This is a genomic window from Cryobacterium mannosilyticum (genome assembly GCF_004402705.1).
GTDB classification, from domain to species: domain Bacteria; phylum Actinomycetota; class Actinomycetes; order Actinomycetales; family Microbacteriaceae; genus Cryobacterium; species Cryobacterium mannosilyticum.
The window spans coordinates 15,165-28,903 of record NZ_SOFM01000025.1; the positions used below are offsets into that span (position 1 = coordinate 15,165).

Genomic DNA, 13,739 nt, shown 5'->3' on the forward strand with positions numbered 1-13,739 from the left:
TTCACCGTGCGTCTGCCGGTGCATGCCGCCGGGTCCCGTCACGATGACCTCGCCGGTGACATGGCAGGCTGTTCCGTATGAGTCTGTCCCGTATGAGTTCCGTCGATTCCGCTCCCGTCATCCACGTCCTGCACGAGAACCCGGACTGGTTCGGGCCGTTCCAGGCCGCGTTCGAGGCCGCCGGAGTGCCGTACCGGGAATGGCTGCTGGTGGACGGGGTGCTCGACCTCGATGAGGCTCCGCCGGCGGGGATCTACTGGTCGCGGATCAGCGCCTCGGCACACACCCGCGGGCACGGCCTGTCGAAGGACTACACCCGCAGCGTGCTGAACTGGCTGGATGCCTACGGCGCCCGCACGGTGAACGGCCGCCGCACCATCGAACTCGAGATGAGCAAGGTCGACCAGCTCACCCGGCTTCGCGCGCAGGGCTTCGACGTGCCGCTCACCCGCGTGGTCGTCGGTACGCATCTCCTGGTCGCGGCGGCGGAGGGCTTCCCGACCCCGTTCATCACCAAGCACAACCAGGGCGGCAAGGGCTTGGGCGTGCAGAAGTTCGACAGCGCGGCCGAACTGGCGGCGGCGATCGCCGCGGGGGACTACGAGGAACCCGAGGACGGCATCTCGCTGCTGCAGGAATTCGTCGTGGCCGCCCGCCCCGAGGTCACCCGGGTGGAGATCATCGGCGATGAGTTCATCTACGCGATCACGGCCGACACCGCGCGCGGCGGCTTCCAGCTCTGCCCGGCGGATGCGTGCGCCATCGACCCGACCACCGGCGCGCTGCTGCTGCCGCCCGGCGCGACCATCCAGCCCGAGGTGGGACAGCATATCTTCGCCCTCCGTGAGGGGTTCGATCACCCGATCATCGACCGCTACCGGGCGTTTTTGCGGGCCGAGGGGATCGAGGTCGCCGGGATCGAGTTCATCGAGACCGCTGACGGCCGCATCGTGACCTACGACGTGAACACCAACACCAACTACAACGCCCAGATCGAGGCGTCCGCACCACGCTCCGGGCCCGGCGCGATCGTGGACTACCTGGCCGCACTGCTCGCCGACGCCTACCCGTCGGCTCGCTAGCTGCGGGGTTGATCACCGTGACAGGCTGCTCACCGTGACAGGCTCGATCACCGCGACAGGCTTCGGCACCTCCAGCAGGAGTCGGCGGGCCGTGAGGCCGATGACCGCACTGTAGGTGGGGTAGGCGAAGCGCACCCTGGCCAGGGTGGCGACGTCGACGCCGGCGGCCATTGCCGTCGTCACGGACTGGATCACCTCGACCGCGTTCTCCCCGGTGGCATGGGCGCCGAGGATCAATTCCCGACGTCGGTCGGCGATCAGCTTGAGGAACCCGGGTTCCCGGCCGTCGATCACAGCGCGGTCGAGTTCGGTGTAGGGCACTGTCGCGACGACGCAGTGCGGATCGCGAGACCGGGCCTCCTCCTCGGTGAACCCCACTCCCGCGTAGTCGGGGTCGGTGAAGCCGCCGGCCGGAAGCAGGTGGTGCGGCGTTCTGCGATTGGCTCCCAGCACTGCGTTCTCGGCGGCGGCTTCACCCTCGAACTGGGCGGCCTGCACGAGCATGTCCCGTCCGTTCGCGTCGCCGACGGCGAAAATGTGTGGCACGATGCTCCGAAAGTACAGGTCCACCGGGATCGCCGAACGCGCCGTGGTGATGCCGGCCTTGTCGAGCCCCAGATCGTCGACATCCGCCGGCCAACCCGTGGACATGATGACGGCGTCGAAGCCGGACGACTGCTCCATTCCGTTCTCGCGCCAGGACAGGGTGAGGGTTCCGTCGGCGTGCTGCTCGATCGCCGTCACCGTTTCAATTCCCGTGTGCACGGCCACACCCTGCTGGCGGAACGCCGCCGACACCGTGGCGGAGATGTCGGAATCCGAAGCCGTCAGGATGCGCGGGGCGACGTCGAGCACGGTTACGGCTGAGCCGAACGAACTGAACACCGTGACCAATTGTGCGCCGGTGTTGCCGGCACCGATCACGGCGACACGTCGGGGCAGTTCCGGCAGCTTCAGGATGTCTTCCGGGACGGTCGCCAGGTGCGCCCCCGGCACGGGGAGTCGACGTGAGTGCCCGCCGACGCAGACCAGGAACGTGTCGGCGGTGAGAATGCGGCCGGTGTCCAGGACGACGGAGTGCGGATCGATGAAACGCGCCCGACCTTCCAGCACGAGTTCGATTCCTGCGTCAGCGAAACGCTCGGCCTCGCTCTTGATCGAGCGCACCCTGTTCACCCGCGACTGCACCCGGTCCACCATGGTGGCCCAGTCGATGCGTGGGTCGCTGACCACGATTCCATAGGTGTCCGCCGCGCGCACCTCGCGCATCAGGCGCGCCGCCTTGGCGAGCACTCTCGTCGGCACGCACCCTGTGTTCACGCAGGTTCCGCCGAGCTGATCGGCCTCCGCCACGGCGACGCGCGCTCCCAGTTCGGCGGCGCGGAGTGCCGCTGCCGTTCCGGCGGGCCCTGCGCCGATGACGACGACATCGAAGTGGTCGGGGGTTTTTGGGGTCATTGTGGTCTCCACCGGTGGTCACTCCTGAGAGCACCCGGACGCCTGGCCGGGAAAAATAGTTGGATGACATTTTTACCGGATGGGGCTGTGGAGTTACTGTGCTGGGACGAGGATCTCGACAGGCTCGATCACCGGTGCTGCTGGATCACCGGGTCTCCACGGCCGCCGGCGGGCGGCTGCTCGTCGTTGCTCAGTCGTCGACGAGGAGCAGCTCGGTGAGCGGCTTGCGGGTTCGCGGGGCGGTCTCGCGCTCGAGCAGCTCGCGGGAGAGCAGGGAGACGTCGCCGAGCACGCCGAGGGCGGTGATCGAGACGATGGCCTGGTCCTCGGCGAGGCCGAAGGCCAGGGCGAGAGCGGCGCCGTCGAAGCCGCCGAGCTGGTGGGTGTGCAGTCCCTCGTGCTGGGCCTGGATCGTCAGGTGCGCGACGGCCTGGCCGAGGTCATAGCGGGCCCAGGGGTTCTCGCGGGTTTCGTCGATCGCCAGGGTGGCGACGTTCACGATCAGCACGGAGGCGGCATTCGCCCACGCCTTGTTGAATCCCCTCAGCGTCTCGTGCACCTTCACGAAGCTGTCGGTGCCGCGGCGGGCGACGATGAACCGGGACGGCTGGATGTTGCTGGCCGAGGGCGCCCAGCGGGCGGCCTCGAGCACGGTGGTCAGGGTGGCCTCGTCGACGAGGGCCGTCGGGTCGAAGCCGCGCGGGCTCCAGCGCCCGGCGAGCACGGGGAGAAGGGGCGACGTCGTGTCGGCGGCGCGGCTGAGGGTGTCGGTGATGAGGGTCATGGGCCCGTCTTTCGCTGTGTTCGCTGGGGGTGGAGGGGCAACGCTGACCCATCTGCTCCAACGTTCGGCGCTCCCTGCTATTCCACGAGTCCTGCTCTACAGGCACGCCGGATGGCCACGACGTCTCGCGAGAGCGGGTGAATCGTCGGCAAGGGGCAGCGAAACCGACGATTCACCCGCTCTCGCGAGAGGGGGACAGGGGGATCTGGCGGCTACTCCCCGGTGAGGGAGGCGCGCACCTCGCGGCGGAGTACCTTGCCGACGAGGGACCGGGGGAGCTCGTCGACCTGCACGATGTTGCGGGGGACCTTGTAGGCGGAGAGCCGGGTGCGGCAGTAGGCGCGCAGTTCCTCGACGTCGAGGGTCGCCCCCGCGCTGAGCACGATCGCAGCCACGACGTCTTCGCCGCCGTTCTTGCTCGGCAGGCCGACCGCGGCGGCGTCCGCGACATCCGGATGCGAGAGCAGCGCCGCCTCGACTTCCGACGGGGACACGTTGAAACCGCCGGTGATGATCAGTTCCTTGATCCGGTCGACGACGGTGATGAAGCCGTCGGCGGAGACCCGCACGATATCGCCGGTGCGCAGCCAGCCGCCCTCGAGCAGCACCTTCGCGCTCTCGCTCGGCTGGTCCCAGTAGCCGGAGAAGACCTGCGGGCCGCGGATGAGCAGCTCGCCCTCCTCTTCGATGCCCCGGTCGACGGTCGGGTCGGCCGGGTCGACCACCCGGATTTCCGTGCTCGGGAACGGGACCCCGACCGTGCCCGGCCGCCGGGTCGGCCCCATCGGGTTGCCGACGGCGATCGGCGAGGCCTCGGTCATGCCGTAGCCCTCGACCAGCAGTCCGCCGGTCGCGGCCTCCCAGCGTTCGACGATCGACACCGGCAGGCTCATCGCGCCCGAAATGGCGAAGCGGATGCTGCGCAGGCTCACCTTGCGTTTCGCGGCGGCCGTGACCAGCCGGTCGTAGATCGGCGGGACCGCGGGCATGAACGTCGGCGGGGTGCGCCGGGCCGCGTCTAGCAGCAGCCCCTCTTCGAACTTGGGGAACAGGACGAGCCGGGCCCCGGTGGCCATCGCGAAGGTGAGGCACAGGGTGAGACCGTAGGCGTGGAACATCGGAAGGACCGCGTAGAACACTTCCTCGCCAACCTTCAGGCCCGGCACCCACGCCTCGCCCTGGAGGGCGTTCGCGCGCAGGTTGAAGTGGCTGAGGATGGCGCCCTTGGGGCTGCCGGTCGTGCCGCTGGTGTACTGCAGCGCGGCGGTGTCGCCGATCTTCGGCCGGGGGTGGTTGTGGCGGAGTTTGCGCGACCCGAGGAGCGAGGACCATTCGATCGCGCCCTTCGGCAGCGAGTCCACGGTGAGGGCGCTCCGGGCGGCGCGGGCCTTGCCGACGGGCAGCCGCAGCGCCACCCGTTTGGCGAAGGGCATGGCCTCCGTCAGGTCGACGGCGATCACGGAGCGCAGCCCCATGTCGGCCGGGAAGTCGCGCACGGTCGAATAGACCTTGTCCCAGACCACGGCCACGGTGGCGCCGTGGTCCTCGAACTGGTGCCGCAGCTCACGCTCGGTGTAGAGCGGGTTGTGCTCGACCACGATCGCGCCGAGCCGGAGCACGGCGTAGAACGCCACCACGTGCTGGGGGCAGTTCGGCAGCACGAGGGCCACCCGGTCGCCGGGCTTCACGCCGAGGCGCAGCAGCCCGTTGGCCACCCGGGAGATCTGCTCGCCGAGTTCGGCGTAGCTGGTCGTGGCGCCGAAGAAGTCGAGCGCGACGTCGCCGGAGAACCGCCGCACCGACGTCTCGATCATGTCGACGAGGGTCTCGGTCGGCTCGGTGATGGTGGAGGGAACGCCGGGCGCGTACGCACCGAGCCAGGGCTTGTTCGCGAACGCGTTCATCGGGCTGCCAGTTCCTTCTTCAGGGCGTCGACGAACGCGTCGATGTCCTCCTCGGTGGTGTCGAAGCCGCACATCCAGCGCACCTCGTTCCGGGCCGCGTCCCAGTCGTAGAAGCGGAACGACTCGCGCAACCGGTCGGCGACCCCGGCGGGCACCACTGCGAACACGGCGTTGGACTGGGTGGCCTGGCTGAAGCTGACGCCCGGGATCGAGCCGTCCGCCACGCCCCGCTCGAGGGCGGCGCGCAGCCGGGCGGCCATCTCGTTGGCGTGGCCGGCGTTGCGCCGCCAGAGGTCGTTCTCGAGCAGCGCGATCAGCTGGGCGGAGATGAAGCGCATCTTCGAGGCCAGCTGCATGTTCAGCTTGCGCAGGTAGATCAGGCCGTCGGATGCCTCGGGGTTGAGCACCACGACGCACTCGCCGTACATCATGCCGTTCTTGGTGCCGCCGAAACTGAGCACGTCGACGCCGGCGTCGCGGGTGAAGGCGCGGAACGGCAGCCCGAGCGAGGCAGCGGCGTTGGAGAGCCTCGCCCCGTCCATGTGCAGCTTCATGCCGTGCGCGTGCGCATGGTCGGCAATGGCCCGCACCTCGTCGACGGTGTACAGGGTGCCGAGCTCGGTGGTCTGGGTGATCGACACGACGAGTGGCTGGGCGCGGTGCTCGTCGCCCCAGCCCCAGGCCTGCTGGTCGATCAGCGCCGGGGTGAGCTTGCCGTCGGGGGTGTCCACGGTGAGCAGCTTGATGCCGGCCACCTTCTCCGGCGCCCCGGCCTCGTCGGAGTTGATGTGCGCGGTCGACGCGCAGACCACCGCCCCCCAGCGCGGCAGCATCGACTGCAGCCCGATCACGTTGGCGCCGGTGCCGTTGAAAACGGGGAAGGCTTCGACGCCCGGGCCGAAGTGCTCCGCGAAGACCTCCTGCAGCCGGGCCGTGTAGACGTCTTCGCCGTAGGCGATCTGGTGGGCGCCGTTCGCCCGGGTGATGGCGCCCAGGATCTCGGGATGCACGCCCGAGTAGTTGTCCGAGGCGAAACCGCGCGAGCTGAGGTCATGGAGTTGAGTCACTCCTCCATCTTCGCGCATCAAGCTCCTTCGATTCTGTGCGGGCTGCGGCCGCAGCCGACTGTTGCCGGGGCGGACAACTGTTCGCGGGGTGACGGCAACAGTTGTCCGCCCGGGCAACAGTCAGTGATTCACGGTGTCGGCGGGGCCAGGAACACCCGGGTGTTGTTGACGGATGCGGCATCCGTGTTCCAGAGGCCGACGACGCGGCCGGCGAGCTCGGTTTCGAGCCCGTCGAGTGCCTTGACCACGAAGACGACGGCCGCGGCCGGCGCCCCGGCCTTGCGGAAGCCCTGCCCGACGGCGCGGGTCCAGGTCTCGGCGGCGGCCTTCGTGGCGGCGTAGTTCGCCCCGCCGGCGAGCGGGTTGTCGACCGACACTGAGGAGACGATGGCCAGGCGCCCGGCGGGCGAGGCCAGCAGGTCGTCGTTGAAGGCGCGGGTCGTGTTGCGGAGAGTGGTCACGACATTACGGTGCAGGAAGGCCCAGTCCTCGTCGGACTGCCCGGCGAGGCCGCCGCCGCCGCGCCAACCGCCGACGAGGTGGATGAGGCCGTCGATCGGGCCGTGCTCGGCGTGTACCACCGCGGCGAGGCTGGTCACGGCCGCGAAGTCGGCCAGGTCGCACTGGTAGGTCACGGCTGCCGGGACGGCGGCCCGGAGCGTGCGCAGCCGTTCGGCGTGGGAACCGACCGCGATCACTCCCGCGCCGGCCCTGGCGAGGGCGGAGACCACGGCGAGGCCGGCGGCGCTGGTCGCCCCGGCGACGAGCACGATGCGACCGGCCACGGTTGGCCCGGCCACGGTGCTGCCGTCGGCGTCCTCTTCGGCGGCGTAGGCCGCGGCGAGGCCGATCCCGGATGCCGGGTCGGCGCGGCCGATCCCGGATGCCTGGCCCGAGCGGCCGATCCCGGAGGCCTGGCCCGAGCGGTCGACCGTGGGGCCGGCGTCAGACGCCGACCCCACGGTGTCGTCCGGTCGTTCAGTCACGCCCGGTGAGCCCGGCCGTCGACTCGATCACGGTCTTCATCTTCTTGTCGAGCGCCTCGAAGAACATCGACAGCGGGAACTCGTCGTCGAGGACGAGGTCGGTGTACCCCTTCGGCGCGCCGGCGAGCACCTCCAACGGCAGGCCGCGAGCCCAGGTCGACGCCGGGTTCGGCGTCAGGGTCTTCGCGATCATCTCGTAGGCGGCCAGCCAGTGCGCCTTCTTCGGCCGGTCGATCGACGCCCAGTACAGGTCGTCGATCTGCGCGCCGAGGGCGATGACGACCTCGGGCACTGCCTCCCAATCGAAGGTGAGCGCCGTGTCGGTCCAGTGCAGCACGTGGTGCTGGTGCATCCACGCGAAGAGCAGCTGGCCGCCGAGCCCGTCGTAGTTGCGCACCCGGCTGCCGCTGATCGCGAACCGGAAGATCCGGTCGAAGATCACGGCGTACTGCACCAGTTTCGCGTGCTTGCGCGCCTCGGGGCTGGCCGTCTCGTCACGCTCGATCGTGACCGATTCGCGGAAAGCGGTCAGGTCGCAGCGCAGCTCCTCAAGGGAGTAGAGGAAGAACGGCATCCGCTGCTTGATCATGAAAGGGTCGAACGGCAGGTCGCCGCGCATGTGCGTGCGGTCGTGGATGAGGTCCCACATCACAAAGGTTTCCTCGGTGAGGTGCTGGTCGTCCAGGAGCGCGGCGGCGTCGGCGGGCAGGTCGAGACGGGTGATCCCGGCGGCCGCGCGCACCACCCGGCGGAACCTCGCGGCCTCCCGGTCGGCGAAGATCGCCCCCCAGGTGAACGTGGGGATCTCGCGCATCGCGACCGTCTCGGGGAACAGGACGGCCGAGTTGGTGTCGTAGCCGGGCGTGAAGTCGAGGAACCGGATCGGCACGAACAACGCGTTCGTGTACTCCTTCTCCAACTCGTCGATGAACGCCGGCCAGATGACCTCGATCAGCACGGCCTCGACCAGGCGGTTGGTGCTGCCGTTCTGGGTATACATCGGGAACACGACCAGGTGGCGGATGCCGTCGGCCCGGTGAAGTTGCGGCTGGAAGGCCATCAGCGAGTCGTAGAAGTCGGGCTCGCCGAAGCCCTCCGCGACCCAGCGGGCGAAGTCCCTCGTGAGCGCCGTCAGGTAGGCGGCGTCGTGCGGGAAGCGCGGGGCGAGCTCGTCGACGGCCTCGGTGATCGTCGCCACGTGGGCGGCGGCATCCGGGTGCGCGGTGGCCTCGGGGACCGAACCGTTCTTGACCTGCAGGGCCTGCAGCGCGGTGGCGGCGGCCTTGAGGCGGAGCCAGGCGGGGGTGGCGGCGACATCCTCGAGAACCTCGGGCTCACCGACCAGTGCTTCTTGCGCAACATAATTCGACATGGGAACCTCCCGTCCTCCTGGATACCGCGGTTGCGGCAGTGGCGGCGCCGGCTTCAGCGCCACGGTCCAGCGTATCGGGACGACCCCGGCGTTTTCTTGCGACTTCCCGCAACGAATCGCCGGAAACATGGTCTGACCTCGCCGAATTCGAGCGTTTCGGTCGAGGTCGTCACTTCCGCCGGCCGGGCTCGACCGGAAAGGTCGAATTCGCGGGGGCGCGGCGGGCGGGGGAGCGGCTTCCGAGCTACCCTGCGAGGGTGACGGATGCGACGGGCACGACGGATACCGCGGCATCCGTGGTCGCGGCGCTGGCCGAGCTCGCGGACCCGGCGCGCGCCGAGGGTGCATCCCGGTACTTCCAGGGCGGCCCGGGCCAGTACGGCGAGGGGGACGTGTTCCTCGGGGTCAGTGTGCCGGCGACCCGGCAGGTGGTGAAGCGCTTCACCGGGCTTCCGTTGCCCGAGATCGACCTGCTCCTGGCCAGCCCGGTGCACGAACACCGGCTCGCCGCGCTGCTGATTCTGGTGGCCCGGTTCGAACGGGCCGGCACGACCCGTCACCGCGACGACGACGCGCGCGCCGCCATCGCCGGGTTCTACCTCGACGCCGTGCGCCGCGGCCGGGTCAACAACTGGGACCTGGTCGACTCGTCGGCTCCCGCGGTGCTCGGCGGGTACCTCTTCGACCGGCCGCGCGACGTGCTGTTCGAGCTGGCCGGCAGCGAAATGCTCTGGCAGCGGCGCACGGCGATGATCGCCACGCTCGGCTTCATCGCCCGCGGGGACGCGTCGACGACGCTCGAACTCGCCGCCCTGCTCCTGGACGACGCGGAGAGCCTGATCCACAAGGCGGTCGGCTGGACCCTGCGCGAGGTCGGCAAGCGCGTCGACCGGGCCCTGCTGCTCGCCTTCCTCGACGAGAACGCCGGGCGGATGCCGCGCACCGCGCTCAGCTACGCGACCGAGCACCTCGACGCCGGGCTGCGCGCCCGCTACCGGGCGCTGCCCCGGCCCACGGATCGGAGATGACCACCATGGCATTCGAAGAGGTCATCCGGACGGTCGTGCAGGTGGTCGAGGCGGTCGGCGCCGGGATCATGGTGCTGGGCGGGGCCTCCGCGTTCGTCGTGGCGGTGCCGCGGGCGCTCGCCGCCGCCACGCGGAAGAGCGCCTACACCGAGCTGCGCCGCAACCTCGGCCGGGCGATCCTGCTCGGGCTGGAGGTACTCATCGTGGCCGACATCATCCGCACGATCCTGGTCGACCTGACCACGGAGAGCGTGCTCGGCCTGGCCGGGATCGTCATCATCCGGATCCTGCTCAGCTTCTCGCTCGAGGTGGAGATGGACGGCGTCTGGCCGTGGGCGCGCTGGCGGGTGCGCCGCGGCGACCCGCCGTCCTGACCGGCCGGGGCCAGGGTCGCGCCCGGGCAGACAGCCCTGATCGCATCCGCCTGAAAAAAACCGGCGGGTACCGGTGCGCAGTCTTCTCGTGAGAGCGCGACCATGTTTGGCTGGTCATCACCGCAATCGGGCGACCGCCGGCGGCGTGAACGGAGATTCGGCTGTCGCCCCAGACGAAGACCGAGTTTCGACTCTTCCCTAATAACCGTTATCGTTGCTAATGATACGTGAAGATTTACAGGACCTTCTCAGCCGGCCACTGCGGTTTGCACGAGTTGTGCCAGGGGGAATCCCACGTTCCACATCCACATCAAGGGAGAACCAAGTGGCATCCAAACCTGCTGCAGACATTATTGAAAGCATGGGAGGGGCCGCGAATATCGTCGGCCTCACCCACTGCGCGACCCGCCTACGCTTCCAGCTCAAGGACGCGTCGGGCATCGACCAGAAGGCGGTTGAGGCGATCCCCGTCGTCCTGGGCGGCGTCGCCCAGACTGGGGACCGTTATCAGGTGGTCATCGGCGGAGCAGTCGAGACCGTCTACAACGACATTATGGCGCTGCCCGCATTGAAGAAGATGCACTCCGGTGACAGCCACTCCGGCGACGCCGCCGACATTAAGGCCGCGGAACGGGCCAAGGGCCCGCGAGGAAAGTTCGCGGGGCTCGACACATTCTTCGAGATCCTCTCCGACTCCTTCCGCCCGATCCTGGGCGCACTGCTCGGCGCATCGCTGTTCATCACCTTCATGGCCCTGATGGCGACCCTGGGTGTCATCCCGGCCTGGAACGCCCCCGGCGTCACCCTGGACCCGTCCTGGCAGTTCGTGAACCTGATGTGGCAGGGCGTCTTCGTCTTCCTGCCGCTCATGGTGGCCTACAACGCCTCCAAGCGGCTCGGCGCCGACCCCTGGGTCGGTTTCGCCATCATGGCCGTCGTCATGCTGCCGGGCTTCACCGCCCTGGGCCAGACCGACGGGGCGGAAACCGTCTTCGGCGGCAAGGCGTCCGTCGTGCAGATCTTCGGACTGCCGCTGACCGTCACGGACTACAGCTCGCAGGTCTTCCCGCCGCTGCTCATGGCGGTCGTGCTCGGCCTGCTGACCAAGTACCTGAAGAAGATCATTCCGTCCAGCGTTCAGTTGATTTTCGTGCCGTTCCTCAGCATGCTGATCATGATCCCGCTGACCGCCTTCCTGATCGGCCCGATGGGCGTGTACGGGGGCGCCGCACTCGGCAACTTCCTGAAGTCGATCAACGACTTCTCGCCGTTCATCTTCGCCGTTGTCATTCCGCTGGCCTACCCGTTCATGGTGCCGCTGGGCCTGCACTGGCCGCTCAACGCGATCATGCTGCTCAACATCCAGTCCCTGGGCTTTGACTTCATCCAGGGCCCGATGGGTGCCTGGAACTTCGCCTGCTTCGGTGCGACCGCCGGTGTGCTGTTCCTCTCCATCCGCGAGAAGGACCGTCAGATGAAGCAGACGGCGACGGGCGCGCTCGCGGCCGGACTCCTCGGCGGCATCTCCGAACCCTCGCTGTACGGCATCCACCTGCGCTTCAAGCGCATCTACCCGCGCATGCTCGTCGGTTGCCTCGTCGGTGGCGTCATCATCGGCCTCGGCGGCGGCGTGAAGACCAGCGCGTTCGTCTTCACCTCGCTGCTGACGATTCCCGCGTTCGACAACATCCCGCTGTACGCCGGCGCCGTTGCCGCCGCGTTCTTCACCGCGATGATCCTCGTGATCCTCTCCGGCTACCAGACGCCTGAGCAGAAGGCGGAGGTTGCCGCCCAGGTTGCCGCCGACGAAGCCGCCGCCAGTGAGAAGGCCGCCGATTCCGCACACGTGGCAGCTCCGGTTGCTGCCGCTGCCATGGCTGGCGCAGGCGCTGGCGCAGGCACGGCGACCGCGGTCGCCACCGTCCTGGCCACCGTCGGTTCGCCCGTCGCCGGCATCGTCATCCCGCTCTCCGACGTGCCGGACCCGGTGTTCAGCAAGGGCATCGTCGGCCTCGGCGTCGGAGTGGACCCGACCGAGGACACCGTGTACGCACCTGGCGCGGGCAAGGTCGTCGTCGCGCAGGCCACCGGCCATGCCTTCGGCCTGCTGCTGGACAACGGCGTCGAACTGCTCATCCACGTGGGCATCGACACCGTGAACCTGGCCGGCAAGGGCTTCACCGTCAAGGTGGCCGCGGGCGACCGGGTTGAAGCCGGCACTCCGCTGGTGACCTTCGACCGCAAGGTGATCGAGGAGGCCGGCTACTCGCTGGTCACCCCGGTGCTCGTCACGAACCCCAAGAAGTTCGGATCGGTCGATCAGGCGGCGTTCGGACAGGTGAGCGTCGGAAGCCCGCTCATCACAGTCGCGGCCAAGTAAGACACCTTACGGACAGGGTGGGCAGAGAATCTTCTCTGCCCACCCTTTCTGTCTGTGCGGATTCTGTCTGTGTGGATTCTGTCGTGCGGATGCGCAGGTCGCCGCGTCAGCGAATCAACGAGGGGCCTCCGGGTCAGCCGGCGGATGCCGCCCGCAACCGCCAGAGCGAGGTCACTTCCTTCGAGCGGGCGAGGTGCAGCGGGTCGCTCGCGTCCGCCGCCTTGCGGTGCACGGGCCGGGTGTCCTGCCGTGCGACGACCTCGAGGCCGGCGTCCTCGATGAGGTCGAGAAGCTCGCTCCGGCTTCGCAGGCCGAGGTGCTCGGCGATGTCGGAGAGCACGAGCCAGCCCTCGCCGCCGGGTTCGAGGTGTTCCGCGAGTCCGGAGAGAAAGCCGCGCAGCATCCGGCTGTCGGGATCGTAGACGGCGAAGTCGGTCGCGGTCACGGCGGCGGCCGGGATCCACGGCGGGTTGCACACGACGACGCTCGCCCGGCCTTCCGGGAACAGGTCCGCGTCGACGACGTCGACGGCCCCGGTCAGGCCCAGCCGGGCGATGTTCTCCCGGGCGCAGGCCAGCGCACGCGGCGCCTGGTCGGTGCCGACGACGCGTGCGATGCCGCGCCGGGCAAGGATCGCGGCGAGCACGCCCGTTCCCGTGCCGATGTCGAAGGCTGAGCTCGCCCCGTCCGGCAGGGGTGCCGCGCGCACGAGGTCGAGGTACTCGCCGCGCACGGGGGAGAAGACGCCGTAGTGCGGGTGGATGCGCGCCCCGAGCGCCGGGACGTCGACGCCCTCGATGCGCCACTGGTGCGCCCCGATCACGCCGAGGAGTTCGCGCAGGGCGAGGACCGACGGCTCGGTTGCCGGCCCGTAGGTCTCGGTGCAGGCATCCGCCACCAGCGGCGCCCGGCGGAGGGGAACCGAGTAGTCGGTGCCCAGCGGAACGAGGACCAGCCCGAGCAGGCGGGCCCGGCGAACCGCCTCGGTGCGGGTGCGGCGGAATGCGCTCGCCAGGTCGGGTGACGGGGTGTGCCGGCCGCGGTCGACACGGCGCGCGAGGGCCTGCAGCAGCTGGCGGCCGCCCAGGTAGTCGCCGCGCCACAGCATCCCGGTGCCCGCCTTCGCCAGGCGGTAGGCGGCATCCGCGGTGAGGGTGTCGTCGACGGGGATGATCCGCGTTGGCGGCGCCCAGCCGCTCTCCGAATGCCAGGCCGCCGACCGCGCCTCGCCGGCCTCGACCCAGCCGGCGCGGTCCGGTGACGGATGCCCGGGCGTGCCGGGGGCGGAGTTCGTGCCGATCATG

Annotated in this window: 11 protein-coding genes; 4 read left to right on the forward strand and 7 right to left on the reverse strand. The window is 69.3% G+C overall.

Translation table 11 applies throughout. The features are described 5' to 3' along the window. The first annotated feature begins 92 nt into the window (after positions 1–92). Positions 93–1,082, forward strand: coding sequence for an ATP-grasp domain-containing protein (locus E3O32_RS09100; protein ID WP_134508769.1), 990 nt, complete (start codon positions 93–95; stop codon positions 1,080–1,082). 12 nt (positions 1,083–1,094) lie between these two features. Here the strand turns inward: E3O32_RS09100 and E3O32_RS09105 are convergent, their stop codons facing one another. The 6 genes from E3O32_RS09105 to E3O32_RS09130 all read right to left on the reverse strand — a co-directional run bounded on the left by E3O32_RS09105 (position 1,095) and on the right by E3O32_RS09130 (position 8,653). Beyond that, on the reverse strand, positions 1,095–2,540 hold the full coding sequence (locus E3O32_RS09105) for a dihydrolipoyl dehydrogenase family protein (protein ID WP_134508771.1): 1,446 nt from the start codon (positions 2,538–2,540) through the stop codon (positions 1,095–1,097). Between the two features lie 190 nt (positions 2,541–2,730). After that, the gene (locus tag E3O32_RS09110; protein ID WP_134508773.1) at positions 2,731–3,324 is read right to left on the reverse strand and encodes a nitroreductase family protein; all 594 of its coding nucleotides are present in this window, start codon (positions 3,322–3,324) and stop codon (positions 2,731–2,733) included. 212 nt (positions 3,325–3,536) lie between these two features. Beyond that, positions 3,537–5,228: a long-chain-fatty-acid--CoA ligase gene (locus E3O32_RS09115; protein ID WP_134508775.1), complete on the reverse strand. Its 1,692-nt coding sequence runs from the start codon at positions 5,226–5,228 to the stop codon at positions 3,537–3,539. Continuing rightward, entirely contained in the window at positions 5,225–6,313 is a 1,089-nt protein-coding gene (locus E3O32_RS09120; protein ID WP_134508777.1) for a threonine aldolase family protein, read from the reverse strand. Before E3O32_RS09120 ends, E3O32_RS09115 begins: the two co-directional genes overlap by 4 nt. 110 nt (positions 6,314–6,423) lie before the next feature. Continuing rightward, positions 6,424–7,095 carry an SDR family NAD(P)-dependent oxidoreductase gene (locus tag E3O32_RS09125; protein WP_241974736.1) on the reverse strand — a complete coding sequence of 224 codons (672 nt, stop codon included), beginning with the start codon at positions 7,093–7,095 and terminating at the stop codon, positions 6,424–6,426. Between the two features lie 178 nt (positions 7,096–7,273). Further along, positions 7,274–8,653, reverse strand: coding sequence for a DUF6421 family protein (locus E3O32_RS09130; RefSeq protein WP_134508779.1), 1,380 nt, complete (start codon positions 8,651–8,653; stop codon positions 7,274–7,276). Between the two features lie 257 nt (positions 8,654–8,910). Here E3O32_RS09130 and E3O32_RS09135 point away from each other — a divergent pair, with 257 nt between their 5' ends. The 3 genes from E3O32_RS09135 to E3O32_RS09145 all read left to right on the forward strand — a co-directional run bounded on the left by E3O32_RS09135 (position 8,911) and on the right by E3O32_RS09145 (position 12,435). Continuing rightward, positions 8,911–9,681, forward strand: a complete 771-nt coding sequence (locus E3O32_RS09135) for a DNA alkylation repair protein (RefSeq protein ID WP_198417544.1) — start codon at positions 8,911–8,913, stop codon at positions 9,679–9,681. After that, the gene (locus tag E3O32_RS09140; RefSeq protein WP_241974734.1) at positions 9,678–10,055 is read left to right on the forward strand and encodes a DUF1622 domain-containing protein; all 378 of its coding nucleotides are present in this window, start codon (positions 9,678–9,680) and stop codon (positions 10,053–10,055) included. The genes E3O32_RS09135 and E3O32_RS09140 overlap by 4 nt, the downstream gene beginning before the upstream one ends. A gap of 325 nt (positions 10,056–10,380) precedes the next feature. Next, positions 10,381–12,435, forward strand: coding sequence for a glucose PTS transporter subunit IIA (locus E3O32_RS09145; RefSeq protein WP_198417545.1), 2,055 nt, complete (start codon positions 10,381–10,383; stop codon positions 12,433–12,435). 133 nt (positions 12,436–12,568) lie between these two features. Here the strand turns inward: E3O32_RS09145 and E3O32_RS09150 are convergent, their stop codons facing one another. Then, complete coding sequence (locus E3O32_RS09150; protein WP_134508783.1) at positions 12,569–13,738, reverse strand: methyltransferase; 1,170 nt, start codon at positions 13,736–13,738, stop codon at positions 12,569–12,571. Between the last annotated feature and the right edge of the window lies 1 nt (position 13,739).